Origin of the sequence: Pseudomonas tructae (genome assembly GCF_004214895.1) — a bacterium.
Lineage (GTDB): Bacteria > Pseudomonadota > Gammaproteobacteria > Pseudomonadales > Pseudomonadaceae > Aquipseudomonas > Aquipseudomonas tructae.
Genome location: NZ_CP035952.1, coordinates 4248158 through 4274061 on the forward strand (window position 1 = coordinate 4248158; position 25904 = coordinate 4274061).

General features: G+C 63.8%; 21 protein-coding genes. 13 read left to right on the forward strand and 8 right to left on the reverse strand.

The window, feature by feature from the left end; genetic code table 11:
• Nucleotides 1-119 precede the first annotated feature (119 nt).
• The 13 genes from EXN22_RS19370 (at nucleotide 120) to EXN22_RS19430 (ending at nucleotide 16426) form a co-directional block, all read left to right on the forward strand.
• Nucleotides 120-473, forward strand: coding sequence for a hypothetical protein (locus tag EXN22_RS19370; RefSeq protein ID WP_130265586.1), 354 nt, complete (start codon nucleotides 120-122; stop codon nucleotides 471-473).
• Between the two features lie 74 nt (nucleotides 474-547).
• Nucleotides 548-1258 carry a FadR/GntR family transcriptional regulator gene (locus tag EXN22_RS19375; protein ID WP_130265587.1) on the forward strand — a complete coding sequence of 237 codons (711 nt, stop codon included), beginning with the start codon at nucleotides 548-550 and terminating at the stop codon, nucleotides 1256-1258.
• A 108-nt stretch (nucleotides 1259-1366) separates the two neighbouring features.
• Nucleotides 1367-2560, forward strand: a complete 1194-nt coding sequence (gene lhgO / locus EXN22_RS19380) for an L-2-hydroxyglutarate oxidase (protein WP_130265588.1) — start codon at nucleotides 1367-1369, stop codon at nucleotides 2558-2560.
• Between the two features lie 46 nt (nucleotides 2561-2606).
• Nucleotides 2607-3935: an MFS transporter gene (locus tag EXN22_RS19385; protein ID WP_130265589.1), complete on the forward strand. Its 1329-nt coding sequence runs from the start codon at nucleotides 2607-2609 to the stop codon at nucleotides 3933-3935.
• 158 nt (nucleotides 3936-4093) lie between these two features.
• Nucleotides 4094-5053: an AAA family ATPase gene (locus EXN22_RS19390; RefSeq protein ID WP_130265590.1), complete on the forward strand. Its 960-nt coding sequence runs from the start codon at nucleotides 4094-4096 to the stop codon at nucleotides 5051-5053.
• 4 nt (nucleotides 5054-5057) lie between these two features.
• Nucleotides 5058-6002: a DUF58 domain-containing protein gene (locus tag EXN22_RS19395; protein ID WP_130265591.1), complete on the forward strand. Its 945-nt coding sequence runs from the start codon at nucleotides 5058-5060 to the stop codon at nucleotides 6000-6002.
• Nucleotides 5999-6493 carry a DUF4381 domain-containing protein gene (locus EXN22_RS19400; protein ID WP_130265592.1) on the forward strand — a complete coding sequence of 165 codons (495 nt, stop codon included), beginning with the start codon at nucleotides 5999-6001 and terminating at the stop codon, nucleotides 6491-6493. The genes EXN22_RS19395 and EXN22_RS19400 overlap by 4 nt, the downstream gene beginning before the upstream one ends.
• Nucleotides 6486-7562: a vWA domain-containing protein gene (locus EXN22_RS19405; protein WP_130265593.1), complete on the forward strand. Its 1077-nt coding sequence runs from the start codon at nucleotides 6486-6488 to the stop codon at nucleotides 7560-7562. The genes EXN22_RS19400 and EXN22_RS19405 overlap by 8 nt, the downstream gene beginning before the upstream one ends.
• On the forward strand, nucleotides 7559-9277 hold the full coding sequence (locus EXN22_RS19410; RefSeq protein WP_130265594.1) for a VWA domain-containing protein: 1719 nt from the start codon (nucleotides 7559-7561) through the stop codon (nucleotides 9275-9277). The genes EXN22_RS19405 and EXN22_RS19410 overlap by 4 nt, the downstream gene beginning before the upstream one ends.
• Nucleotides 9274-10899, forward strand: a complete 1626-nt coding sequence (locus EXN22_RS19415; protein ID WP_130265595.1) for a BatD family protein — start codon at nucleotides 9274-9276, stop codon at nucleotides 10897-10899. Before EXN22_RS19410 ends, EXN22_RS19415 begins: the two co-directional genes overlap by 4 nt.
• Before the next feature lie 51 nt (nucleotides 10900-10950).
• Complete coding sequence (locus EXN22_RS19420) at nucleotides 10951-12192, forward strand: exonuclease SbcCD subunit D C-terminal domain-containing protein (RefSeq protein WP_130265596.1); 1242 nt, start codon at nucleotides 10951-10953, stop codon at nucleotides 12190-12192.
• A complete protein-coding gene (locus tag EXN22_RS19425) occupies nucleotides 12189-15836 on the forward strand; it encodes an AAA family ATPase (protein ID WP_130265597.1) in 3648 nt (1215 codons plus the stop codon). The genes EXN22_RS19420 and EXN22_RS19425 overlap by 4 nt, the downstream gene beginning before the upstream one ends.
• Nucleotides 15833-16426, forward strand: coding sequence for a glutathione S-transferase (locus EXN22_RS19430; protein WP_130265598.1), 594 nt, complete (start codon nucleotides 15833-15835; stop codon nucleotides 16424-16426). The genes EXN22_RS19425 and EXN22_RS19430 overlap by 4 nt, the downstream gene beginning before the upstream one ends.
• Before the next feature lie 227 nt (nucleotides 16427-16653).
• Here the strand turns inward: EXN22_RS19430 and EXN22_RS19435 are convergent, their stop codons facing one another.
• The 8 genes from EXN22_RS19435 to EXN22_RS19470 form a co-directional block, all read right to left on the reverse strand.
• Nucleotides 16654-16833: a hypothetical protein gene (locus tag EXN22_RS19435; RefSeq protein WP_130265599.1), complete on the reverse strand. Its 180-nt coding sequence runs from the start codon at nucleotides 16831-16833 to the stop codon at nucleotides 16654-16656.
• 121 nt (nucleotides 16834-16954) lie between these two features.
• The gene (locus tag EXN22_RS19440) at nucleotides 16955-18085 is read right to left on the reverse strand and encodes a lactonase family protein (RefSeq protein ID WP_130265600.1); all 1131 of its coding nucleotides are present in this window, start codon (nucleotides 18083-18085) and stop codon (nucleotides 16955-16957) included.
• Nucleotides 18048-18341, reverse strand: a complete 294-nt coding sequence (locus EXN22_RS19445; RefSeq protein ID WP_130265601.1) for a DUF5629 family protein — start codon at nucleotides 18339-18341, stop codon at nucleotides 18048-18050. The genes EXN22_RS19440 and EXN22_RS19445 overlap by 38 nt, the downstream gene beginning before the upstream one ends.
• A 103-nt stretch (nucleotides 18342-18444) precedes the next feature.
• Complete coding sequence (locus EXN22_RS19450; RefSeq protein ID WP_130266868.1) at nucleotides 18445-20826, reverse strand: efflux RND transporter permease subunit; 2382 nt, start codon at nucleotides 20824-20826, stop codon at nucleotides 18445-18447.
• 20 nt (nucleotides 20827-20846) lie between these two features.
• Nucleotides 20847-21893, reverse strand: a complete 1047-nt coding sequence (locus tag EXN22_RS19455) for a WD40/YVTN/BNR-like repeat-containing protein (protein WP_130265602.1) — start codon at nucleotides 21891-21893, stop codon at nucleotides 20847-20849.
• 243 nt (nucleotides 21894-22136) lie between these two features.
• Nucleotides 22137-24794, reverse strand: coding sequence for an aminopeptidase N (pepN, locus tag EXN22_RS19460; protein ID WP_130265603.1), 2658 nt, complete (start codon nucleotides 24792-24794; stop codon nucleotides 22137-22139).
• Nucleotides 24795-24807: 13 nt separating this feature from the next.
• A complete protein-coding gene (locus EXN22_RS19465; RefSeq protein ID WP_130265604.1) occupies nucleotides 24808-25638 on the reverse strand; it encodes a DUF2797 domain-containing protein in 831 nt (276 codons plus the stop codon).
• A complete protein-coding gene (locus tag EXN22_RS19470) occupies nucleotides 25635-25895 on the reverse strand; it encodes a YeaC family protein (RefSeq protein ID WP_130265605.1) in 261 nt (86 codons plus the stop codon). The genes EXN22_RS19465 and EXN22_RS19470 overlap by 4 nt, the downstream gene beginning before the upstream one ends.
• Nucleotides 25896-25904: the final 9 nt, after the last annotated feature.

A 25904-nucleotide genomic window follows, 5' to 3' on the forward strand; every position in this document is an offset into this window, starting at 1 on the left:
TGCCCGCCCGCCCCTGCTTGCGATGCTGCGACATATTCGGTCATTGAGGTGCAAGCGCACGTTTATCCACAGGCCGAAGACTGGCAGAATCGTGTTTCAACTTATTGATCGAGCCGCTCATGCAACTGACAACCGCCCTGCTCTTCGCCACCCCCTGCGATGATGAAGAAGACAACATGGCCACCCTGTGCTGCCACAGTGACAAGGGCCAGATGTTCGTCATGACCCGTTATCCGGACGAAGAGCGAGTGGACATTACCCTCGACGAGCATTACGCACCCGTCGAAGGTTTGAAGGTCACGTTCAGTGCCCAAAGGTTGCTGATTGAAGTTGCACCGCTGGATGCCGATGCCCTCGGTGGTGACGACCATCTGGAAATCATCCTGACCTCGAAAGACACCGACCTCGCCGAGGTCGAAGAAACCCTGCAGAACATTCTCAAGGGCACCGGCACCTACGTCAGCGAGCTGTAATTGCCCACGCGGTTTCTTGACAAGGAACCGCTGCAAAAGGCATTGTCTGACAACCTGATTAATGAGCGTCCTTCATGCTTGAGCTTCAGCGCCCCGACACCCTGGTCGAACGGGTTGTCGGTGCCATCCGCGCCGAAATCGATTCTGGTCGCCTGGCGGCCGAATCGCGCCTGCCTACCGAACAGCAACTGGCCGAACAACTGAACGTCAGCCGCTCGGTGGTGCGCGAGGCCGTGGCCCAGCTCAAGGCAGATGGCGTGCTGATCGCCCGTCGCGGCCTGGGTTCATACATTTCGCAAACCCCGACCGGCACGGTGTTCCGCTTCCCGTCCGCGCAAGGCCGCAGCCCGGACCTGGTGCAGATGTTCGAAGTACGCCTGTGGATCGAGACCCAGGCCGCCTCAGTGGCGGCCCAGCGCCGCGACGCCGCCGACCTTGCGCGGATGAGCAAGGCCCTGCAAGAGATGCTCGACAAACGCAGCGACTTTGCCGTGGCCGCCGCTGCCGATGTCGAGTTCCACCGCGCCATCGCCCAAGCCAGCAAGAATGATTATTTCGTCGCCTTCCATGATTTTCTCCGCGGCCAGCTGGCTGCTGCGCGTAAAACCGCCTGGGAAAACTCGGCGGCGCATTCGGTGGGCGGCTCGGCCGATGCCCACCGCGAACACCAGGCGCTGTACCAGGCCATCGCCGATGGCGACCGTATTGCCGCTGCAGCCTGCGCCGAAGCCCACCTGCGGGCCTCGGCCAAACGCCTGAAACTGGACTTGCCAAGTATCGACTGAAACCCCGTTTAATGGGCGCTGCGGCATAGCGCCCTTTTATTTGCACCACTTAGTCTGACAACCTGATAAGCAGACGCTCTGATAAGAACAAACCAAGGTGACACCTGCATGATCTACGACTACTGCATCATCGGCGGCGGCATCGTCGGCCTCGCCACCGCCATGGCCCTGCTCGAGCGCCAGCCCGGCGCCTCGCTGCTGATCCTGGAAAAGGAAAGCAGCCTGGGCAAGCACCAGACGGGCCACAACAGCGGGGTCATCCACGCCGGGATCTACTACGCCCCGGGCAGCCTCAAGGCCGACCTGTGCAAGCGTGGCGCCCAGGCCACCAAAGATTTCTGCACCGAACACCAGATCAAGTTCGAGGTCTGCGGCAAGCTATTGGTGGCTTCCACACCGCTGGAAGTCGAGCGCATGCACGCCCTGTATGAGCGCTCACAGCAGAATGGCCTGAAGGTCGAGCGCCTGGATGCCCAGGAACTGCAACGGCGCGAGCCGAACATCGTCGGCCTCGGCGGCCTGTTCCTCGATGCCACCGGCATCGTCGACTACAAGCAGGTCTGTGACGCCATGGCCCGGGTCATCCAGCGATTCGGCGGCGAAGTGCAGTTGCAGACCACCGTGCGGGCCATCGTCGAAAGCGCCGACAAGGTCACCATCAGCAGCGACGACAAGGCCTGGAGCGCCCGCCAACTGGTGGCCTGTGCCGGCCTGCAATCGGACCGCCTGGCAACGATGGCCGGGGTCAGGATCGACCACCAGATCATCCCCTTTCGCGGCGAGTACTTCCGCCTGCCAGCGAGCAAGAACGACATCGTCAACCACCTGATCTACCCGATCCCCGACCCGCAGTTGCCGTTTCTTGGCGTGCACCTGACGCGGATGATCGACGGCAGCGTGACGGTCGGGCCCAACGCCGTACTGGGTCTGGGCCGGGAGAACTACAAGAAGTTCTCGGTGAACTGGCGCGACGTCGCCGAGTACGCGCGCTTTCCGGGGTTCTGGAAAACCATCTGGAACAACCTCGGCTCCGGCACCGCCGAGATGAAGAACTCGCTGTTCAAAAGCGGCTATCTGGAGCAATGCCGCAAATACTGCCCATCACTGAGCATCGAGGATCTGCAGCCTTACGAAGCCGGCATCCGCGCCCAGGCGGTGATGCGCGACGGCACCCTGGTGCATGACTTTCTGTTCGCCGAGACCCCGCGCATGGTGCACGTCTGCAATGCGCCGTCGCCAGCGGCCACCTCGGCCATCCCGATCGGCCAGATGATCGCCGAAAAGATCCTCAAGGCCCGCTGAAACCCTGCTGCACGCCATAACTACAAAGACAAAAAGGAACTCACTGATGTCGGTACATGAGACGGCTGCGGCCGCGAGCGAAACCCCGGAACAGAAGAGCAAGCGCCTGCGCAAGGTCGCCGCGGCGACCATCTTCGGCTCGATGCTGGAGTGGTACGACTTCTACCTGTACGCCACCATGGCGGCGATCGTCTTCTCGAAGATTTTCTTCGACCCGAGCAACCCGGCCGTGGCATCGCTGCTGGCGTTTTCCACCTTCGCCATCGGCTTTATCGCCCGCCCCTTCGGCGGCGTGCTGTTCGGCTACCTGGGCGACCGCTTCGGGCGCAAGCAGGTACTGGTCATCACCTTCTGTATGATGGGCGTGTGCACCGCCCTGATCGGCCTGATCCCCAGCTACGCCTCGATTGGCATCTGGGCGCCGATCATCCTGGTACTAGTACGCATCATCCAGGGCCTGGGCGCCGGTGCCGAGCTGTCTGGCGCCGCAGTGACCTCCTACGAGCACGCCAGCGAAGGCAAGCGCGGCAGCCAGGGCGCCTGGCCGGCGCTGGGCTTGAACCTGGGCCTGCTGCTGTCGTCGCTGACCGTCTACCTGCTGACCATGAACGGCAACGAGTTCCTGCTCGCCGGCGGCTGGCGCATCCCGTTCATCTGCAGCATCGTGCTGGTCGGCGTTGGCCTGTGGGTGCGTAAAAGCATCCCGGAAACCCCGGACTTCAAGGAGCTCGACAAAACCCCCGCCCAGCGCCAGGAGTCACCACTCAAGCTGCTGTTCAAGAACGATCTCAAGGGCCTGGCCGTGGTATTCTTCGTGGCCATCGGTTACAACGCCCTGAGCTACATCTTCAAGACCTTCTCGCTGGCTTACCTGACCCAGTACAAGGGCGTTGAAGCTCACGTCACCTCGCTGTCGGTGACCATCGCCAGCCTGGTGGCGATCATCGCCGTGCCGTGCTTCGGCTGGCTGTGCGACAAATGGAGCAGCAAGACCGTACTGATGCTCGGCGGGATGTTCTCGGTGCTGTTCGCCTACCCGTTCCTGAGCCTGCTCAATACCGGCGAGCCAATGCTGATCTACCTGGCGATTGCCATCGGTACCGGCATCCTCGCACCGATGATGTTCGCCCCCCAGGGCTCGTTCCTCAGCCGCCAGTTCCCGACCCAGACCCGTTCCTCGGGTTTTGGTACCGGGCGCGAGATCGGCACGGCCGTGGCCGGTGGCCTGGCGCCGCTGGGCGGCCTGGCACTGGTGGCAAGCTCCGCGACCCACTCCACCGACGGCGTGGCACTGATCCTGGTGGTGGCGGCGGTGTTTGTGGTGGTGTTTGCCCTGTGTGACCAGGGGCGCAAGCATTCCAGCTTCAAGAACTGAGTGATCCTTTTCGCGGGGCAAGCCCGCTCCCACCGAGATCACCCGTGGGAGCGGGCTTGCCCCGCGATGCTTTTCGACCCCGGATGGATTAAAGTATCAGCCCCCGCCCGGGCGCTTTTACGCTGCACGCCCTGGCTTTTTTCCAGGAACCTTCAACGATGGAACACCGTGAGGCGCTGATCGCGCTGCGCACCTTTCTTTCAACCCAGATCCTGGGCCAGGAAAAACTCGTCGAGCGCTTGCTCATCGTGCTCCTCGCCGACGGCCACATGCTGGTCGAAGGCGCTCCGGGCCTGGCCAAGACCAAGGCCATCAAGGAACTGGCCGAAGGTGTCGAAGCCGAGTTCCATCGCATCCAGTTCACCCCCGACCTGCTCCCGGCCGATATCACCGGCACCGAAATCTATCGCCCGGAAACCGGCAGCTTCGTGTTCCAGCAGGGGCCGATCTTCCACAACCTGGTGCTGGCCGACGAAATCAACCGCGCCCCGGCCAAGGTACAGTCGGCGCTGCTCGAAGCCATGGCTGAACGCCAGGTCAGCGTCGGCCGCAGCACCTACGAGCTGTCGCCTTTGTTCCTGGTGATGGCCACGCAGAACCCGATCGAGCAGGAAGGCACCTACCCGCTGCCCGAAGCCCAGCTCGACCGTTTCCTCATGCACGTCAAGATCGGCTTCCCCGATGCCACGGTCGAACGGCGTATCCTCCAGCAGGCCCGAGGCGAGGCGCTCAATGGCGAGACCAAGCCCGAACGCCGGGTCAGCCAGCAGGCCATCTTTGCCGCGCGCAAGGAAATCCTCGGCCTGTACATGGCCGATGCGGTAGAGGAATACCTGGTGCAACTGGTCATGGCCACCCGCACCCCGGCCAAGTTCGACCTGGAACTGGCCGACTGGATCGCCTACGGCGCCAGCCCGCGCGGCTCGATTGCCCTGGACCGCTGTGCGCGGGCCCACGCCTGGTTGGCCGGGCGCGACTTCGTCAGCCCCGAAGACATCCAGGCGGTGCTGTTCGACGTGCTGCGCCACCGCATCATTCTTTCCTTCGAGGCCGAGGCGGCAGGAATTGACCAGGACCGGGTGATCCAGCGCATCCTCGACGTCGTCGCCGTCGCCTGACCCCATGCCCAATCGCCTGCTGGCCGCGCCCGGAATCCGTATCAGCCTCGCCGAGCTGATCGAGATGCGTCATCGCGTGCGCGAAGTGCAACTGTTTTCCCGGCCCGGTCAACGCAGCCCGCTGGTGGGCCTACACCACTCGAAATTGCGCGGTCGCGGGGTCGACTTCGACCAGGTGCGGGTCTACCAGGCCGGCGACGATGTGCGCAACATCGACTGGCGAGTGACCGCACGTACCCAGGAGCCGCACACCAAGCTGTTCCATGAGGAGCGCGAGCGACCGATCTTCATTCTGGTCGAACAAAGCCAGCGGCTGTTTTTCGGCTCCGGGCTGATGTTCAAGTCGGTGCTCGCCGCCCAGGCCGCGGCGCTGATCGGCTGGGCGGCGCTGGGCCACAACGATCGTATTGGCGGCCTGGTGTTCGGCGACAACGAGCACTACGAGATCAAACCACGACGCAGCAAGCAGAGTTTGCTGCAGCTACTCAACCGCCTGGCGCGGGTCAACCAGTCGCTGCACACCGAAGCCACGCCCCAGGCCGACAGCCTCGGCATTGCACTGCGCCGCGCCCGCGAAGTGCTGCGCCCGGGCAGCCTGGCAATCATCATCTGCGACGAGCGGGCACTGACGCCTGCGGTAGAGCAGCAACTCAGCCTGCTCTCGCGCCATTGTGACCTGCTGCTGTTACCGCTGTCCGACCCGCTCGACCACGCCCTGCCCGCCGCCGGCCTGCTGCGCTTTGCCCAGCGCGGCGCCCAGCTGGAACTCGACACCCTCGACCCGACCTTGCGCAAGAGCTACCGCCAACAAAGCGAAGCGCGCATCGAACGCTGGGAGCTGCTGGCGCAAAAGCTGCGGGTGGTGCTGATGCCTTTGAGCACCCAGAGCGAGATGATCGAGCAGTTGCGCGAGTACCTCAACGCCCAGCGACCGGGGAAAACCTCGTGAACCCGCTCGATCAGTTGCAGCCCTTGATTGCCCCGTCCGCCATCGGCCTGTGGCCGCTGGCTCCGGGCTGGTGGGCCCTGCTGTTGCTGCTGCCGCTGCTCGGCTGGGGTGGGTGGCGCCTGCGCCATTGGCGTCCGGGCAAAAAAGCCATCGTGCGCGCCGAACTGCCGCTGGACCCGGTGCGCATCGAGGCTCTGGCCGAACTTGCGCGCCTGCCCAAACCCTACGATGGCGCCCCGGCCGGGGCCTGGCTGCAGCAGATCAACGCCCTGCTCAAGCGCCTGTGCCGTACCCATTATCCGGGTAGCCACAGCCACACCCTCAACGGTCGCCAATGGCTGGCGTTTCTGGATAACCGCTGCCCGGCCGCCGGCCTGACCCGCTGGATGGTACTGGTCGAAGGCGCCTACAAACCCGAATGCAAACTCGACGACAAAGCCATCAATGGCCTCAATCAGTCGGTCGAAACCTGGATCCGCAAACATGTTTGAACTGGCCTGGCCGTGGATCTTCGTGCTGCTGCCGCTGCCCTGGCTGGCGCGCCTGCTGCTGCCCGCCGCCGACAGTGGCGAGCCGGTGCTCAAGGTCAGTTTTCTCGATGAACTCGAAGGCCTGGCCGGGCGCCGGGCGCGCCTGAACCTGCCGACCTGGCGCCAGCAGGCGCCCTTCGTGCTGGTCTGGTTGCTGCTGCTGTTCGCCGCCGCCCGCCCGCAATGGCTTGGCGAGCCGCTGCCGGTGGCCGCCAGTGGCCGTGACCTGCTGGTGGCGGTGGACGTTTCCGGCTCCATGGACTTCCCCGACATGCAATGGCAGGGCGAGGACATCAGCCGCCTGAACCTGGTCAAGGCCTTGCTCGGCGACTTTCTCGAAGAGCGCCAGGGCGACCGTGTCGGCCTGATCCTGTTCGGCAGCCAGGCTTACCTGCAAGCGCCTCTGACCTTCGACCGGCGCACCGTACGCACCTTCCTCGACGAAGCGCAGATCGGCATCGCCGGCAAGAATACCGCCATCGGCGACGCCATTGGCCTGGCGCTCAAGCGCCTGCGTCAACGCCCGGCGCAGAGCCGCGTGCTGGTCCTGGTGACCGACGGCGCCAACAACGGCGGGCAGATCCACCCGCTGACCGCCGCTCGCCTGGCCACCCAGGAAAACGTGCGCATCTACACCATCGGCATCGGCGCCGACCCGGAGCAAACCGGCACGGCCGGGCTGCTGGGGATAAACCCGAGCCTGGACCTGGACGAGGCCTCTCTCAAGGAAATCGCTGAACTGACCGGTGGCAGCTACTTCCGCGCCCACAACGGCCAGGAACTGAGCGCCATTGGCGAAGCGCTCGATCGCCTGGAGCCGGTGGCCCAGCAACCGACCCAGGCGCGCACTGCCCAGCCGCTGTACAGCTGGCCTCTGGCCCTGGCTTTGGTGTTGAGCCTGCTGCTGGTGATTGCCCAGCAATGGCCGGATAACCTGCTGCAGCGGCTGTGGCGCCGCCCGCGCTTTTTGCAGCCGCACCCGCACTGGCGCCAGCGCCTGCAACGGTTGCGCCTGAGGAGACGGCGATGAGCGAATGGTGGCCACAATGGCTGCGGCCGCTCTGGCTGGTCATCCTGCCACTGCTGGCCTGGCTGCTCTGGAAACTCTGGCACCGGCAGAAACGCGCCGGGCGCTGGCAGATGATCCTGCCACCGGCCTTTCATGCCGTGCTGCTCGGTGGCGGCAACGGCCGCGACAGTAAACTGCCGTGGATTGCCCTCGGCCTGGCCTGGCTGTTGACCGTACTGGCGCTGGTTGGGCCAAGCTGGCAACGCCTGGAAGACACTCGCCAACGCCCCGCCGACCCGCTGGTGATCCTGCTCGAACTGACCCCGCAGATGCGTGCCGACGACGCCGCGCCCAGCCGTCTGGAACAGGCCCGGCGCAAAATCCTCGACCTGCTCGAACACCGTCGTGACAGCCAGACGGCAATCATCGTCTACGCCGGCAGCGCCCACACCCTGGTGCCGCTGTCCGATGACCTGGCCACCAGCCGCAACCTGCTCGACGCCCTGGACCCTGGGATCATGCCGCAAGCCGGGCAGCGCGCCGACCTTGCCGTGCGCAAGGGCCTGGCCCTGCTCGCCCAGGCCGGGCTTGGCCAGGGCCGGCTGCTGCTGATCGGCTCCTCGCTCGATGCCGAGGAACGCCAGGGCATCGTCCAGGCCCTCGGCCGCCAGGGCCCAAGCTTGCTGATGTTGGGGGTCGGCAGCGCCGAAGGTGCGCCGGTCAAGCAGGCCAACGGCGAATTCCTCAAGGACGATCAAGGCGCGATTCTCTTGCCGCGCCTGGACAGCAGCAGTCTCAAGGCTTTTATCAACAGCACTGGCGGACGCTATCGCAGCGCCCGCATCGACGACCTCGACCTGCGCGGCCTGCGCCTGTTCGACAACCCGCGCAGCCTGCGCGACGAGGGCCAGACCGTGCAGCTCGACAGCTGGGCTGACCAAGGTTACTGGCTGCTGCTGCCCTTGTTGTTGCTGGCCGCCTGCGCCGGGCGCCGCGGCTGGCTGTTCTGCCTGCCCCTGCTGCTGACCCTGCCGCAGCCAAGCTACGCCTTCGAGTTCAACGACCTGTGGCTGCGCCCCGACCAGCAGGGCCAGCACCTGCTCGAACAGCAGCGTCCGGCCGACGCCGCGCGACGCTTTGAAGACCCGCAATGGAAAGGCCTGGCGCTGTACGAAGCCGGCGACTTCAACGGTGCCGCGCGCCAGTTCGCCCGGGGCAACAGCGCCGCCGACCATTACAATCGCGGCAATGCGCTGGCCCGCAGCGGTGAGCTGGAAGCGGCGCTGGACGCCTATGAACAGGCCCTGGAACGCCAGCCGGAACTGCAACCGGCACTGGCCAACAAGGCCTTGGTAGAACAGTTACTGCAACAACGCCAGGCCGAACAAGTGCCCGAGCAGCCGCCAGAAGATAATCAACAGAGCGACCCCAACAGCAACAGCGACAACGCCAGCAGCGCGCAGAATGCCCAGGACCAGGCCGCGGCAAAACCTTTACAGGATCCGCACGACGCGGCCAAGCCTGAGGACAGCAGCGATGAACAGCCGCAGAACAGCGCCAGCGGTGCTGACGACGACACCACCCGGCCGCCCCAACGCCCGACCGAGGGCAGCCTCGATGTCGAGCAGCGCCAGGCGCTGGAACAATGGCTGCGACAGATTCCGGACAACCCGTCCGAGCTGTTGCGGCGTAAATTCTGGTATGAACAGCAACAACATCAGGAAACCCATCAATGAGTCGCGCTTGCGTCCTGGTCTTCAGCCTCTTTCTCGCCCTGCAGGTGCAGGCGGCAGCGCTGCTTGCCAGTGTCGACCGTACACGCCTGAATGCCGGCGAAACCCTTGAGCTGACCCTCCAGACCCAGGACGTGACCCAGTTCGGCAAACCCGACCTGTCACCGCTGGAGGCCAACTTCGAGGTACGCGGCACGCGCCAGGTCAACAGCCTCAACAGCCTTGACGAAAACAACGCCAACACCCGCTGGATCATCACCCTGTTGCCGCGCAAGAGCGGCAGCGTGGAAATTCCCGCCCTGCAGCTGGGCGAGGTACGCAGCCAGCCTATCAGCCTGCAGATCGAGGCCAACCAGGTCAGCAGTGAAAACCACGGCCCGGTGTTCATCGATGCCAGCCTCGATCAGCCTGAGGTCTACGTGCAGGCCCAGGCGGTGCTGACCTTGAGCATCTATCACTCGGTGCCGCTGTACGACGACAGCAGCCTCAGCCCACTGCAACTGGACAACGCCAAGGTCGAACCGCTGGGCGAGACCCGCACCTTCGAGAAACTCATCGACGGTGTGCGCCATGGCGTGATCGAGATGCGCTATGCGATCTACCCCCAGCAAAGCGGTGACCTGAAAATCCCCGCCCTGACCTTTAGCGCCACCGCCGCGCAGAACGACGCCGAGCAGGAACTCAACACCCCGCGCGCCGGCAAGCAGGTGCAGGTCAGCTCCACGCCGCTGGTGCTGACAGTCGACCCGATTCCGGCCGACTACCCGGCCAATGCGGCGTGGCTGCCGGCCAACAGTTTGACCCTTGAAGAACACTGGAGCCCAGACCCGGCGCAGCAGCAGACGCAGATCGGCGACTCGTTGACCCGCACCCTGATCCTTCAGGCCGAAGGCTTGTCCAGCGCCCAGTTGCCACCGCTGCCTGGCACCGAGGTCACCGGCCTGCGCCGCTACCCGGACCAGCCGCAACTGCGCAACCAGGTCAACGACCGTGGCCTGCTCGGCGTGCGTGAAGAGCGCGAGGCGCTGGTACCCACCCACGCCGGTAAGCTGGAACTGCCGAGCCAGGAAGTGGTCTGGTGGAACACCCGTGAAGATCATCTGGAGCGCAGCAATTTGCCGGCACGCAGCCTGCAGATCGAAGACAACCCGGCGTTGAGCGCCGACAAGCCGGCCAGCGTCGACCCGGTTACCGTGCAATCCTACCTGCTCTGGCCCTGGCAGCTGAGCACCCTGGTACTGGCCCTGACCACCCTGCTGGGCTTTGCCCTGTGGTGGCGGGCGCGCTCGCAACCGGCGGTGCTGCGCGCCGCACAAACCGGGCCAAGCCCGCGCACCCTGCTCGATGACCTCAAGCGTGCGTGCCAGGCCAACGACCCGCAGGCGACGCGCCAGGCCCTGGATGCCTGGGCGCGCCAGCAACCGGAAACCCTGGCCGAGATGGCCGCGCGCTTCGTGCCGCTGTCCGATGCCCTCGATGGCCTCAACGGCGCGCTGTACAGCGAAAGCGGGCAGTATTGGCAAGGTGAAGAATTGTGGCGGGCCATCGGCACCATCCCGGCCGCCGAGCAGGTCCAGCCGGTACAGAGCGAGAACGGCAGCTTGCCGCCGCTGTACCCCAAATAACCTCAAGGCGTGACGCCCCGGGCGCCACGCCGGCACACTGCGGAACCCTTCATGCGTCTGTTTCACACCTCCGACTGGCACCTGGGTCAGACCCTGCACGGCCAGGAACGCGACTTCGAACACGCCTGTTTTCTCGACTGGCTGCTCGGCCAGCTCAAGCTGCGCCAGCCCGACGCCCTGCTGATTGCCGGCGACATTTTCGACACCGTCAACCCGCCGGTCAAAGCCCAGGAACGGCTCTACGACTTCATCGTCCAGGCCCACGAACAACAGCCCAAGCTGAACATCGTGATGATCGCCGGCAACCACGACTCCGGTTCACGCATCGAACTGCCGGCGCCGCTGATGCGCCGCCTGCGCACCCACGCCCTGGGCCGGGTGCAATGGCTCGATGACGGTGAACTGGACAGCGAACGCCTGCTGATTCCGCTGACCAACGCCAAGGGCAAGGTCGCCGCCTGGTGCCTGGCACTGCCCTTCCTGCGCCCGGCAGAGGTAACCGGCGCGCACCTGGGCGACGACTACCTGCGTGGTATCGCCCAGGTCCACGAAAAACTCATCGCCGCCGCCCTGCAACGGCGCAAGGCCGGCCAGGCGCTGATTGCCGTGAGCCACGCGCACATGGCCGGTGGTTCGATCTCGGAAGACTCCGAGCGCAGCCTGATCATCGGCAACGCCGAAGCCCTGCCAGCGCGCCTGTTCGCCCCAGAGATCAGCTACGTCGCCCTCGGCCACCTGCACAAGCCGCAGAAGGTCAACCGCGAAGCGCGCATCCGCTACAGCGGCTCGCCGATCCCGCTGTCGTTCTCGGAAATCGGCTACCCGCACCAGATCCTTGAAATCGAGCTGGATGGCGCTCAGCTCGCCAGTGTCGAGTCGCGCCTGGTACCGCGCGCCGTGCACTTGCAACGGCTGGGCCCGGCGCCACTGGCCCAAGTGCTCGAACAACTGGCCGAGTTGCCGGTGGTCGACCTGCTCGACGACCCGCAGCGCCAACCCTGGCTGGAGATCCGCGTGCGCCTGGACGAGCCGCTGCCCGACCTGCGCGCGCAACTTGAAGGCGCCTTGCAGGGCAAAGCTGTGCGCCTGGTGCGCATCGCCGCCGAGTATGCCGGTAACGGTCGCAGCGAAGACGACAGCAGCGCCGACCTGCTGGAGCTGGGCCAACTCACCCCCAATGAGCTGTTCAGCCGGGCCTGGGAACAGGCCTACGGCAACGCCGTCGACGAACAGAGCCTGGCCGACTTTGCCCTGCTGCTGCAGGACGTCCAGCAGGAGCAGGAACAGCCATGAAGATTCTCGCCATCCGCCTGAAGAACCTGGCCTCCCTGGAAGGCCCGATCGAAATCGACTTCACCGCCGAGCCGCTGGCCAGCGCCGGCCTGTTCGCCATCACCGGGCCCACCGGCGCCGGCAAGAGCACCCTGCTCGACGCCCTGTGCCTGGCGTTGTTCGGCGCCGTACCGCGGTTGAACAACATCGGCCGCGAGACCAAGCTGCCGGAAATCGACAGCGACATCCTCACCAGCGATCCGCGCACCCTGCTGCGCCGGGGTTCGGGCAGTGGTTTTGCCGAGGTGGACTTCGTCGGCATCGACGGCCGCCGTTACCGCGCCCGCTGGGAAACCAACCGCGCCCGCGACAAGGCCAATGGCAAGCTGCAAGGCAGCCGCCAGAGCCTGCATGACCTGGACAGCGAGCAATTGCTAAGCAACCAGAGCAAGGCCGAATACAAGCAACTGATCGAATCGCGCCTGGGCCTGAACTTCGAACAGTTCACCCGCGCGGTGATGCTGGCCCAGAGCGAGTTCAGCGCCTTCCTCAAGGCCGACGACAAAGAGCGCAGCGAGCTGCTGGAAAAGCTCACCAACACCGCCATCTACAGCCAGCTGGGCCGCCGCGCCTACAGCAAGAGCAAAGAAGCCGAAGAGGCGCACAAAGCCCTGCAGGATCAGGCCAGCGGTGTGCTGCCCATGGCCGTTGATGCCCGTGCCGAACTCGACTTGCGCTACGGCGAGGCGCTCGATCGCTTCAAGGCCGAACAGGCGCAACGGCGCCAGCTCGAGCAGCAGCGCAGCTGGCTGGTCGAGCTGTTGCAACTGCAAGAGCAGGTGCAAGCCAGCAGCGCACAACTGCACAGCGCCCAGCAACATCATGACAGCCTCGACGGCGAGCGGCTGAAACTGGCGCGCCTGGAACAGCTGGCGCCACAACGCCATCAGTTCGCCCGCCAACAGACGCTCAATGCCCAGCTCAGTCCGCTGGCCCAGAGCATCAAGGCCCAGCGCCAACAGCACGAGCAGTTGCATGACCGTCAGCAGCAATTGCAGGACGACCTGGGCAAAGCCCGCGATGCTCTCGCCCAGGCCCTGGCACAACAAAGCAACAGCGCGCCATCGCTGCGTCAGGCCTTTGCCGAGCAGAACACTCTGGCCCGTCTGCAACAGGAGTTGGTCAACAGCGAGGCACTCAAGCAACAGGCCGAACAGGCCAGTGCCCAAGGCCAGCAACAGTTGCTCAGCCTCACTGAACAACAAGGCCTGAGCGAACAACGTCTGCAGCAAATCAGCGACCAGCTCGCTCAAAGCGCGTCGCTGGCAGGATTAAGTGAAGCCTGGAATGCCTATCGCGACCGTCTGCAACAGCTGATGCAGCTGGGCAACCGCCTTAACCAGGGCCGCGCCGAGCTGCCAGGCCTTGAGCAACGTGCCAGCCAGGCCCTCGCCCAACTTGAAGAACAGCGCGCTACCCTGGCCCTGCTCTACCGTGAGGCCGAGGCAGAACCCGAGGCTCTGGCCGAACAGATCGGCTTGCTGGGCGAGCTTCTGCAGAAAAACCGCCAACAGCAACGCCAGGTCGAAGAACTAAGCCGGCTGTGGAGCAACCAGCAAGACCTCGAACAGCGTCTGCAAGCCCTGCGCGATCGCCAGCAAGCGGCCCTGCAGCAGCGCGAACAGCTGATCAGCGAAGGGCTCAATGGCAAGAACCAGCTGAGCGCCGCCGAGCAAGCGCTGAATGTCACCCGCCAGTTGCTCGAACGCCAGCGCCTGGCCCGCAGCCAGAGCGTCGAAGAGTTGCGCGCGCAATTGCAGGACGACCAACCCTGCCCGGTGTGCGGTAGCCAGGAACACCCTTACCACCAGCCCGAAGCCCTGCTGCAAAGCCTCGGCCGCCATGACCAGGACGAAGAGGCCAACGCCCAGCAGGTGGTCGACGCTCTGAAGAAACAGCTCGATGAGCTGCGCACCCAACTGGGTGGCGTCAACGGCCAGATCAAGGAATACCTGCACCAGCAGGAGCAACTGGGTAGCCAGCAGCAAGCACTGCTGCCGAGTCTAGAAGCGCACCCGCTGTACCCGTCGCTGGCCGATCAGGACGCCAACCAGCGCAGCAACTGGCTGGAATTGCAGGCGCGCAACCTGAACCACGACATCGCTCGTGACGAGCAGCGCCAGAATACCCTGCTGACCCTGCAAAAAGACGCCAGCCGCCTGCAACAACAGGTGCAGGCAGCCCAGGAGGCCAGCCAGCAGGCCAACCAGCACCTGAATCAGCAGCACACCGCGCTGACCAGTGACCAAGAGCGCCTGGAACAGGAGCTGGCCAGTTTCGCCACCCTGCTGCCAGACGACATCCTCAACGACCTGCGCCAGGAGCCGGCCGCCGCCTTTATGCGCCTGGACCAGCAACTGGCCCTGCGCCTGGACCTGCTGCAACGGCAAAAGGACGAACAACAGGAGCACGCCGAGCGCCAGCAGACCCTGGACAAAACCCAGCTGCAGCAACAGACCCGGGTGCACAAGCACGAAGAACTGCAACATCAGTTCAGCGAGCTGCAGCGTCAGCATCAACTCAGCCGCGACAGCCTTGCCGCCCTGCTCGGCGCACAGGCCAGCGCCGAACATTGGCAGGAGCATCTGGAACAGGCCGTGGAGCGCGCGCGCCAGGCAGAAGCACAGACGCTTCAACAGTTGCAGCAGACCCAGGCACAGTTGATCGAACTGGCCGCCGAGCTCAAGGCCAAGGACGAACGGTTGAACGCCCTGGAGCAGGAACACAGCGAGGTTCGCACCCGGATCGAACAGTGGCGCCAGGGCCACCCGGAGCTGGACGACAGTGGCCTGGAGCAACTGCTGGCCTTCGACGACGCCGCGGTGGCGCAGTTGCGCCAAGGGCTGCAGGACAGCGAAAAAGCCATCGAACAAGCCCGCACCCTGTGCCAGGAGCGCCAGCAACGCCTGGACCAGCACCAGGCCCAAGGCAATTCCGAACTCACCCGCGACGTGCTGGAACAAGCTGTCGACAGCCTGCAACTGCAACTGGCGGCCAGCGAACAGACCTGCGCCGAACTGCGCGCCGCCCAGGCCGAAGACCAGCGCCGGCAACTGGCGCACCAGGCCCTGGCCGAACAGATCGCCAGCGCCTACAACGAATGGCAGCGCTGGGCACGGCTCAATGCCCTGATCGGCTCAGCCACCGGCGACACCTTCCGCAAGATTGCCCAGGGCTACAACCTCGACCTGCTGGTGCACCACGCCAATGCCCAGTTGCGCCAACTGGCCCGCCGCTATCGGCTCAAGCGTGGTGGCAGCCTGCTCGGCCTGCTGGTGCTGGACACCGAAATGGGTGACGAACTGCGCTCGGTGCACTCGCTGTCGGGCGGTGAAACCTTCCTGGTGTCCCTGGCCCTGGCCCTGGGCCTGGCGTCGATGGCATCGAGCACCCTGCGCATCGAATCGCTGTTTATCGACGAAGGCTTCGGCAGCCTCGATCCGGAATCGCTGCAACTGGCCATGGACGCCCTCGACGGCCTGCAGGCCCAGGGCCGCAAGGTCGCGGTGATCTCTCACGTGCAGGAAATGCACGAGCGCATTCCGGTGCAGATCCAGGTTCGTCGCCAGGGCAACGGCCTGAGTACGGTGGAGGTCAGCGGATGATCCTCTACTCGTTCCGCCGCTGCCCCTGGGCCATGCGTGCGCGGCTGGCCCTGCGCTACGCCGACTGCCCGGTGGAAATTCGCGAAGTCAGCCTCAAGGCCAAGCCGGCCGAACTGCTGGCGCTATCGCCCAAGGGCACGGTGCCGGTGTTGAGTACTGGTGACCTGATACTGGAGGAAAGCCTGGAGATCATGCGCTGGGCCCTGGCCCGGCATGACCCGCAGGACTGGCAACTGGTGGCCGACCCGCAGGCGGCGCAGGCTGCCGATGCGCTGATCGAGCGCAATGATCGCGAGTTCAAGGCGCAGGTCAATCTGTACAAATATGCTGAGCGCTACCCGCAGCACTCCCGGGAAGAGTACCGGGCACAGGCTGAAACCTGGCTGGCCGAGCTGGATGAGCGCCTGGCGCAGCAGGCCTTTCTGTTCGCCGACCACCCAAGCCTGGCTGATGCGGCGTTGCTGCCGTTGCTGCGCCAGTTCGCCGGGGTGGAGCCACAGTGGTTCGCCCAGGCGCCCTACCCGCACCTGCGGGCATGGCTGCACGGTTGGCTGGAGTCGCCGCTGTTCAAGGCGATCATGGTGCAGTGAGCAGGTGGGAGCGGGCTTGCCCCGCGATTAAGGCCTGGCATCCATATCGCATCGCGGGGCAAGCCCGCTCCCACATAAGCTGCGTTACAGCGCCAGAATCGGCGAAGAATAGAGGAACAGCAGTACCGCCAGAATTCGCCATTTCATGTGTGCTTCCCCTGACGTCAATAAATTAGCGTCAAATTCAAACACATGGCTATATGCTATTACCAGAAAAATCTACAACCTCAGTGCGCAGACTTATGGTCCAGCGCTGCATAGAAGTTGGCGCTTTGTTGCAGGTATTTCTGGGTGTAGCTCTGGGTCGACGATTTACGCTCGCTCAGCTCGACATGAGCACTCGCCGGCAGAACCACCGAAGCGGAAATGGCAGAAGCGGCGATGACCGAAAAAAGATTGAAGTTCATGGCGCTGACCTCGAAGTCTGTGGTTTGAAGTGGCCGCTTGGGGCCGTGGTTCAAACTTACGCCGCTGATGCGGCGCACAGAAATTCATTGCAGCAGTAGCCAACATCAAGGCCATTGATAGTCAGTTGACGAACTTCAAGTCTGACGGGGCATCCTGGGCCAACTTCTGCACGGTATCGCCCAACAGGCCGGTGCGTGGATCGCGGCGCAATACCACGATCTGGTTGCTCTTCTGGTTGGCTACCAGCAGGAACTTGCCGGTGGGGTCGAGGGTGAATTCCCGAGGGTGATCCCCTTCGACACTGCGTCGCTGCACCTGCATCAGCTTGCCGGTCTTGTCATCGACGGCAAACACCAGCAATTCATTGGCCGTACCGCGGTTGCTGACATACAGAAAGCGCCCGTCAGCCGACAAGTGCAAGGCACCCGCAGCTTTGGCCGAAGCATCGGTCTGCTCGGTCAGTGGCAGGCGCTGCAGCTCCAGCAGCTTGCCATTGCGATAATCGAAAGCCACCACCTGCGCGCTCATTTCCAGGGTCAGGTAGGCATGCTTGCCGTCACGGTCAAACAGCAGATGGCGCGGCCCACTGCCCGGTGGCAGGTCTACCGGTTCGACGGCGCTCAGTGGCTGGCTGGGGCTCGCGCCGTCATAGCGGTAGACAAACACCTTGTCGGCGCCCAGGTCGCTGGCAAACACATACTTGCCGTTGTCGGATGACACCACCGAATGCACGTGAGGCCCGGTCTGGCGCTGCGGATCGACGCCACTGGGCGCGTGCCGGTACTGCTGCACCGAAGCCTGCAGACGGCCTTGCCGGTCCACCGGCAGCACACTCAGGCTGCCACCCGGCGCGGGCTGCACGCCATAGTTGGCGACAAACAAGTAGCGCTGGTCATGGCTGAGGCTGGAGTGGGTCGGCTCATCGCCCTGGCTTGGCACCTGGTTCAGGGCCTTGAGGCTGCCATCCTTGGCGATGGCGAAGCTGCTGACCTGGCCGTTGCCGCCACCGTTCTCATTGACCGCGAACAGCAGGCGCCTGTCCACCGACAGGGTCAGCCAGGAAGGGTTTTCGCTCTTGAGTACCTGCAGCGGCGTGGGCTCGATCTGGCCGCTGTCACTGTTGAAGCGATAGCGGTAGATCCCTTCGCTGCTACCTGCGGTGTAGCTGCCGACCAGCAGGTCGTGGGCCTGGGCCGAGAGAATCAGGCTCATGCTACTGGCGATCAGCAGGTTCTTCAGCAGGCGCGTCATCGTCGTTCTCTTCGCTGGCCCGAATGGCATCAATACAGACTAGCCGATGCTCGCCCGTGTCGGCCGCGATCAGCCAGTCGGCCCCTTCCAGCCGTGCGGCGCCGATCTGCTCGGGGGTGAAAGACCATTTCTTCAAGGCGCGGCCGTCCATCAGCTCGATGCGCAGGCCGGTGTTATCGAACGTGAAGTCAAAGGCGTGCAGGCCGTCGATCAGGAGCATGTCGCAGGATTCGAGGGCTTGGGAGAGGGTTGTCATTGCAGGAGTATCACTGGCAGGAAAAACCCATGATACCTGAAAGCATCGCGGGGCAAGCCCGCTCCCACAGTGTAGGAGCGGGCTTGCCCCGCGATTGTCACCCTCAATGAGCGAAAATCGAACCACCCTCCTTGCCGACCATTTTCTCCGGCTTGATCAGGAACCGCGCCAGCGCCGGCAGCAGCCACAGCGCGCCGAACATGTTCCACAGCAGCATGAAGGTCAGCATCAGGCCCATGTCGGCCTGGAACTTGATCGCCGAGAAGATCCAGGTGCACACGCCGATGGCCAGGCACAGGCCGGTGAACAACACCGCCTTGCCGGTGGACTTGAGGGTCTGGTAGTAGGCTTCCTGCAGCGGCAGCCCGGCGCGCAGGAAGCTCTCCAGGCGGCTGTAGATGTAGATGCCATAGTCCACGCCGATGCCCACGCCCAACGCCACCACCGGCAAGGTCGCAACCTTGACGCCGATGCCCATGAAGGCCATCAGGGCGTTGCCCAGCACCGAGGTCAGCACCAGCGGCAGGACGATGCACAGCGTCGCGGCAAAGGAACGGAAGGTGATCATGCACATCACCGCTACGCAGATGTACACCAGGATCAGGATGGTCAGCTCGGCCGACTTGATCACTTCGTTGGTGGCCGCCTCGATACCGGCGTTACCGGCCGCGAGCAGGAACTCCAGGCCTTCCTTGTTGTGGGTGTCGGCAAACTCCTGCACCGCCTTGACCGCCCGATCGAGGGTCTCGGCCTTGTGGTCGTTGAGGAAGATCAGCACCGGCGCCAACGAGCAGTCGGCGTTGTACAGGCCGTCCGCACGGGAGATCGAGCTGTTGAGCACGTCCGGGTTGCGCGACAGGCTTTCCCATTTCAGGTTGCCCTCGTTCATGCCCTTGATCATCTGCTTGGACACGGTCACCAGGGAAATCGCCGACTGCACCCCCGGGGTGTTTTCCATCTTCCACATCAGTTCGTCGATCGGCGCCATGGTCGAGTGCACCGAGCAGCCTTCGGTCGGCGTCTTGACCATGACCACCAGCACGTCGGAGCTGGTCGAGTAGTTGTTGATGATGAAGGCGTTGTCCTGGTTGTAGCGCGAGTCCGGACGCAGCTCCGGCGCGCCCTGGTCGAGGTCGCCGATCTTCAGGTTCTGGCTGTACCAGAGGCCGCCACCGAAGGCCAGCAAGGCCAGGACAATGGACACCGGCGCCACCTTGGCACTGGCAAAGTTCGACAGCAGGCGCCAGAACGGATGCTCGCGGGTCGCATCCTTCTTGCTGCGCTCGATGGCCTTCTTGCTGATGCCGACATAGGAAATTGCCACCGGCAGCAGGATCAGGTTGGTAAAGACGATCACCGCCACACCGATCGAAGCGCCAATGGCCAGCTCGCGGATCACGCCGATGTCGATGATCAACAGGGTGATGAAGCCCACAGCGTCGGCCAGGATGGCGATCATCCCCGGCAGGAACAATTGCCGGAAGGTTCGCCGCGCAGCGGTCAGGGCGTTGTCGGCATCACTGGACTGCAAGGCGATGCCGTTGATCTTCTGCACCCCGTGGGAGATGCCGATGGCGAAAATCAGGAACGGCACCAGCATCGAGTACGGGTCAAGGCCGAAGCCCACCGCATGCATCAGCCCCAACTGCCAGACCACCGCCACCAGGGTGGTGATCAGCACGGCGATGGTGCTGCGGATGCACCAGGTGAACCAGTACAGCAGCACCCAGGTGATCACCAGGGCGATACCGAAGAACATCGCCACCATCATCAGGCCATCGATCAGGTCGCCGACCTTCTTGGCGAAGCCGACAATATGCACCTTCACATGGGGGTTCTGGGCCTGGAACTTGTCGCGGATCTTCTCTTCCAGCTGGTGGGAGAACTGCTGGTAGTCGAGCTTGATCAGCTTGCCCTGGTCCTGCGGGTCCGGGTAGGACTCCAGCAGCGGGATGTCGATGATGCTCGACTTGAAGTTGTTGGCCACCAGCCGCCCGACCTGCCCGGACTTGAGCACGTTGTTGCGCAACTGGTCGAGGCTGTCGGCAGAACCGTTGTAGGTCTGCGGGATCACTTCACCCCCGGCAAAGCCCTCCTCGGTCACTTCGGTCCAGCGCACGCTGGGGCTCCACAGCGACTTCAAGCCGGAACGGTCGACGCCGGGAATGTAGAACACCTCGTCATGCACCTGACGCAGGGTTTCCATGTACTCCTTGCTGAAGATGTCGCCATCGGTGGCCTCCACCGAAATGCGCACGGTGTTGCCGAGGTTGGCCAGGTCATTGCGGTGTTCGAGCATCTTCTCGATGAAGGGATGCTCGAGCGGGATCATTTTCTCGAAGCTGGTGGACGGGCGTATCTGCGTGGCCTGCCAGAACAGGAACACACTGACCAGCAGGCAGATGAGAATCACCACCGGGCGGTTGTTGAAGATCAGGCGTTCAAGCAAGGTCGCCTTGTCCTGATGGTGTTGCTGCTGATTCATGTTGAACTGCTCCTGACGGGTCATGGCTGCACTCCTTCGGCGCCCTGGGCCGAGGCCAGGTGCACGCCACCCTGGCCGACCAGGATCAGGCCTTCGCCGTTACGACCGCTGACACCCGCCAAGGCGATGCGGTCAGCGCGGTTGTACACGCTGAAGGTCTGGCCGTCATCGCTGCTGCGCAGCACGCTGCCGCCATTGCCCACGAGTACCAGGCTGCCATCATCGAGAAGCGTAGCGCTTGCCAGGCCAAATTCGAGGCTGCCGCGCGTAGCCTTCAATTCGATCTGTTGCCAGCTATCGCCAAAATCGCTGGAACGGTACAAGTTGCCGCGCAAGCCGTAGGCCAGCAAGGTGCGTGGCTGAGCAGTGCCGGTGACACCGAACAGCGAGCCTTCATAAGGGCCTTCGAGCTTTTCCCAGGTCTGGCCGTCATCGCTTGAACGGAACATGCTGCCCTGCTCGCCGACAATGAACAGGCCGGCGTCTTTCACCATGGCGATGCCGTTGAGGTGCAGCTGGTCTTCGTTGTCCAGCCGCTCGCCGACATCGTTCCAGCTCTGGCCACCGTCGGTGGTTTCGAGCAATGCGCCATAAGCGCCCACCGCGAGGCCATGCTGGGTGTCCTTGAACCAGACATCGAGCAACGGCGCTTCGCGCGAAAGGTCTTCGAATTGCTTGCTCCAGGTGGCGCCACCGTCGATGCTTGCGAGGATCTGCGCGTCGTGACCCACGGCCCAACCGTGCTTGTCATCGACGAAGTAAACGGCCGTGAGCAGTTGCCGGGTCGGCACTTTGGCCTGGGTCCAGGTCTTGCCCTGGTCATCGGAAAACAGGATATGGCCACGATCACCGACGGTGACCAGGCGCGAGCCAGCCTTGGCGACATCCAGCAACAGGCTTTTTTGCGCCTTGTCCGACGGGGTGGAATAGTCCGGAGTCTCGCTTGCAGCGGCCTCGACCGTGCCGGTCCACAACCCCATCGCCAGCACCAGCAATCCGCTGGCGGCCAATGCCCATGGGCGCGCGCGCGCTGCGCCGCCACTACCTGCCACGTAAGGCTCGGTCATAGATCTGTCCCCCGTTTATTTTGTTTTTTGGGTCAATCTATATGCAGGTACTGCCAAAAACCGTGTTCCAGAGCCCCGCAATAGCTAAGGCCATCCTATCGGGGATTGCAAACGGCTGACAACGCACGGGACGTTATGTTTTGTTAAGCGGGGGGTTTGCGGGGAAACAATCGCGGGGCAAGCCCGCTCCCACAGAGGATTCATGAAATCCTGTGGGAGCGGGCTTGCCCCGCGATAGGGCCATCAAGCCAGGCTCTTGCTCACGACTTCATACACATCACTGGACAGCGAACCGGACGCCAGAATCCGCTCAAGCTCCCCCTTCATCAACGCCTGACGAGCGCTGTCGTATTTGCGCCAGCGGGTCAGCGGCGCCAGTTGGCGCGAGGCGATCTGCGGATTGAGCGCATTGAGCTCGATCACCAGGTCCGCCAGGAAGCGATAGCCCGAGCCATCGGCCGCGTGGAAGTTGACCAGGTTCTGCCCGGCGAAGGCACCGACCAGGGCACGTACCTTGTTCGGGTTCTTCATCGTGAACGCCGGGTGCTGCATCAACGCCTTGACCCGCGCCAGGCCGCCCGGCAGGGTGCTGGCCGCCTGCACGCTGAACCACTGGTCCATGACCAGCGGGTTGTCCTTGAAGTGCTCGGCAAAGCTCTCCAGGGCCGTGGCCCGCTCGGCCTCGAACGGCGAGTTGACCAGCACTGCCAGGGCGGTGAGGCGCTCGGTCATGTTATCGCAGGCGTCGAACTGTTCCAGGGTCGCGTCCAGCACCTGCTGCTTGCCGCTCTGCATCAGGTACGACAGGGCGATGTTCTGCAGGCTGCGGCGGGCGAAGTGCTCGGCTTCGGCCACGTAGGCGGTGGTGCGCGATGCCTCGCGGTTGGTCGTGTAACGGGCCAGCAGCGCGTCGAACAGCTGATCGGCGATCTGCTGACGAGCGAACTCGCGGGCAGCGTGAATGGCATCGACATCGGCCACTTCGCTGATTTCGGTGAGGTAGGCCTCTCCCGGCAACGAGAGCATCTCGGCGACCATGGCCGCATCCAGCGCCTCGTTGCCCAGCACGGTGCCCAGGGCGGTGATCAGGCGCTGGTCGAGCACCAGGGCCTCGCCACGCTGATGCTGGCCGATCAGCTCTTGCAGCACTTGCACCGACAGTTGCTGGCCCGCTTCCCAGCGATTGAAGCCATCGCTGTCGTGCTGCATGAGGAACATCAGCTGGTCGCGGTCATAGGGGAAGCTCAGCTTGACCGGCGCGCTGAATCCGCGCAGCAGCGAGGGCAGCGGCTTGGCGGCGACATCGACGAAGGTGAAGGTCTGCTCGGCTTCGGTCACCGACAGCACCCGCGAGGTGCCGACCGCAGCCGTTTCGCCTTGCAGGCGCAGGGCGATGTCGTTGCCCTGGGCATCGAGCAGGCCCAGCTCCACCGGGATCACGAAAGGCTTTTTCTCGACCTTGTCCGGGGTGGCCGGGCAGCTTTGACGCAAGGTCAGGCTGTAGGTCTGGGCGGCACTGTCGTAGTGCTCGCTGACCGCCAGGCGCGGGGTGCCGGCCTGGCTGTACCAGCGCTTGAACTGGGTCAGGTCGACAGCGTTGGCATCTTCCATGGCCTTGATGAAATCGTCGCAGGTCACGGCCTGGCCATCATGGCGTTCGAAGTACAGGTCGCTGCCCTTGCGGAAACCCTCGGCGCCCAGCAGGGTACGGACCATGCGCACCACTTCCGAGCCCTTCTCATACACGGTCAGGGTGTAGAAGTTGGAGATCTCGATGAAGCTGTCCGGGCGTACGGCGTGGGCCATGGGCCCGGCGTCTTCGGCGAACTGGTGGGTGCGCAGGTAGGCGACGTCCTCGATGCGCTTGACCGTGCGCGAGTTCATGTCGGCGCTGAATTCCGAATCACGGAACACCGTGAAGCCTTCCTTGAGCGACAGCTGGAACCAGTCGCGGCAGGTCACGCGGTTGCCCGACCAGTTGTGGAAGTACTCGTGGGCCACCACCGCCTCGACCCGCTGGTGGGCCGCGTCGGTGGCGGTTTCGGCACGGGCCAGCACACAGCTGGAATTGAAGATGTTCAGGCCCTTGTTTTCCATGGCGCCCATGTTGAAGTCGTTGACTGCGACAATCATGAAGATGTCCAGGTCGTACTCACGGCCATAGACTTCCTCGTCCCAGCGCATGGACTTCTTCAGGCTGCTCATGGCGTGCTGGCACTTGTCGATGTTTTCCGGCTCGACATAGATACGCAGGGTCACGTCACGGCCCGACTGACGGGTGAATTTATCTTCGACGCACCAAAGATCACCGGCGACCAGGGCGAACAGGTAGGCCGGCTTCATGAACGGGTCTTCCCAGGTCGCCCAGTGCCGGCCGTCATCCTGCGGGCCGCTGCCGATCGGGTTGCCGTTGGACAAAAGTACCGGATAGCGATGCTGCTCGGCGATCACCGTGGTGGTGAATTTGCTCATCACATCCGGGCGGTCGAGGTAGTAGGTGATCTTGCGAAAGCCCTCGGCCTCGCACTGGGTGCAAAACATGCTGCCGGACTTGTACAGGCCCTCGAGCGCGGTGTTGCTCTCGGGGTGGATCTTCACACTGGTGTCGAGGGTGAAGGTCGCAGCCGTCGGCTGCACGGTCAGGTGACTGTCGTCCTGCTGGTAATCGCCAGCGCCCAGGACCTGGTCGTTCAGGGCCACGCTGATCAGCTCCAGTTGCTGACCGTCGAGCACCAGCGGTGGCAGGCCTGCACCGCGGGCCGGGTTGCGGCGCATGACCAGTTGCGCGTGGACCAGGCTGTGGTCCTCGAACAATTCGAAGGTCAGGTGGGTCTCGTCAATCAGGTACTCGGGGGCCTGATAGTCCTTGAGATAGATCACTTGCGGCTGTTCGGTACGCATGTGGCAGTCCTTTTTATTGATGCACGGCGAGTTGATACGCCGTGTATTTACGAATGTTGATCACGCCGGTGTCGAAGATCAGGTACTGGCCCTTGATGCCTAGCAGCGTGCCTTCAGCCACGGGATTCTTGTCCAGGTTGAAGCTGACGATCTTGCTCGGGTAAGCCTCGACCGGGTAACGGATCTCCAGCACCTGGGCATCGTTGAGCGGCTGGATCGCCTGCAGGCCGAAGCGCGCCTGCAAGGCGCCCAAGCCCTCGGCGCAACTGTCGAACAGTTGCTCGCGCACAGCAAGCAGGTCGACCGCCTCGGCATCGCCCTTGAGCAGGGCGCGCCAGTTGGTGCGATCCGCCACCTGGCTGCGGAACAGGTCTTCGACCAGCCCAGATTGCTGGCGGGTGGCAACCCGCACAATCGGCAGGGCCTGGCTTGCGCCCTGGTCGAGCCAACGGGTTGGCAACTGGCTGGCGCGGGTGATGCCGACCTTGATGCCCGAAGAGTTGGCCAGGTACACCACATGATCGGTCATGCAGAACTGCTCGCCCCATGAAGGTTCGCGGCAGGTGCCCTGATCGTAGTGGCATTTTTCCGGGGCCATGATGCACACGTCGCACTGCGCCAGCTTGGTCATGCACGGGTAGCAATACCCCTGGCTGAAGCTGGTCTTGGTCTTGCGCCCGCAGTGGCTGCAGTGGATGGCACCCAGGTATTCCAGGCGCAGGGTCTTGCCGATCAAGGGGTTGACCGGCACTTCCTGCTCGCCCAGACGAAAAGCGTACTGCACCACCGGCGCGTCGAGGCGCGCCGACATTTTACTGATGGAGCCGCGGCCGAGTTCGATCAATGGATCGCGTCCGACTTGAACAGCAGGTTCGGCACCGGTTCCGACTTCGAGGCGCATTCCTGCGGGCCCATGTAGCCGGTACGCTGGTCCTCGGGCAGGTTCTGCAGTTCCCAGGCGATCACCGCCTGCAGCGACAGCTCTTTCTGCTCGGTGGTGAGCTTGCGCCCGTCTGCCCATTTGCCCAGTTCCACAGCCAGTTTCAGGCTCTGGTAGATATCCGGGGTGATGTTTTCAATCATTTGCGCAAAAGTGGACATAGCGTCTCC

Coding starts and splice junctions, on each gene's coding strand:
- EXN22_RS19370 (WP_130265586.1), top strand. CDS start 120: ATGCAACTGACAACCGCCCTGCTCTTCGCCACCCCCTGCGATGATGAA.
- EXN22_RS19375 (WP_130265587.1), top strand. CDS start 548: ATGCTTGAGCTTCAGCGCCCCGACACCCTGGTCGAACGGGTTGTCGGT.
- lhgO (WP_130265588.1), top strand. CDS start 1,367: ATGATCTACGACTACTGCATCATCGGCGGCGGCATCGTCGGCCTCGCC.
- EXN22_RS19385 (WP_130265589.1), top strand. CDS start 2,607: ATGTCGGTACATGAGACGGCTGCGGCCGCGAGCGAAACCCCGGAACAG.
- EXN22_RS19390 (WP_130265590.1), top strand. CDS start 4,094: ATGGAACACCGTGAGGCGCTGATCGCGCTGCGCACCTTTCTTTCAACC.
- EXN22_RS19395 (WP_130265591.1), top strand. CDS start 5,058: ATGCCCAATCGCCTGCTGGCCGCGCCCGGAATCCGTATCAGCCTCGCC.
- EXN22_RS19405 (WP_130265593.1), top strand. CDS start 6,486: ATGTTTGAACTGGCCTGGCCGTGGATCTTCGTGCTGCTGCCGCTGCCC.
- EXN22_RS19410 (WP_130265594.1), top strand. CDS start 7,559: ATGAGCGAATGGTGGCCACAATGGCTGCGGCCGCTCTGGCTGGTCATC.
- EXN22_RS19415 (WP_130265595.1), top strand. CDS start 9,274: ATGAGTCGCGCTTGCGTCCTGGTCTTCAGCCTCTTTCTCGCCCTGCAG.
- EXN22_RS19420 (WP_130265596.1), top strand. CDS start 10,951: ATGCGTCTGTTTCACACCTCCGACTGGCACCTGGGTCAGACCCTGCAC.
- EXN22_RS19425 (WP_130265597.1), top strand. CDS start 12,189: ATGAAGATTCTCGCCATCCGCCTGAAGAACCTGGCCTCCCTGGAAGGC.
- EXN22_RS19430 (WP_130265598.1), top strand. CDS start 15,833: ATGATCCTCTACTCGTTCCGCCGCTGCCCCTGGGCCATGCGTGCGCGG.
- EXN22_RS19435 (WP_130265599.1), bottom strand. CDS start 16,833: ATGAACTTCAATCTTTTTTCGGTCATCGCCGCTTCTGCCATTTCCGCT.
- EXN22_RS19440 (WP_130265600.1), bottom strand. CDS start 18,085: ATGACGCGCCTGCTGAAGAACCTGCTGATCGCCAGTAGCATGAGCCTG.
- EXN22_RS19445 (WP_130265601.1), bottom strand. CDS start 18,341: ATGACAACCCTCTCCCAAGCCCTCGAATCCTGCGACATGCTCCTGATC.
- EXN22_RS19450 (WP_130266868.1), bottom strand. CDS start 20,826: ATGAATCAGCAGCAACACCATCAGGACAAGGCGACCTTGCTTGAACGC.
- EXN22_RS19455 (WP_130265602.1), bottom strand. CDS start 21,893: ATGACCGAGCCTTACGTGGCAGGTAGTGGCGGCGCAGCGCGCGCGCGC.
- pepN (WP_130265603.1), bottom strand. CDS start 24,794: ATGCGTACCGAACAGCCGCAAGTGATCTATCTCAAGGACTATCAGGCC.
- EXN22_RS19470 (WP_130265605.1), bottom strand. CDS start 25,895: ATGTCCACTTTTGCGCAAATGATTGAAAACATCACCCCGGATATCTAC.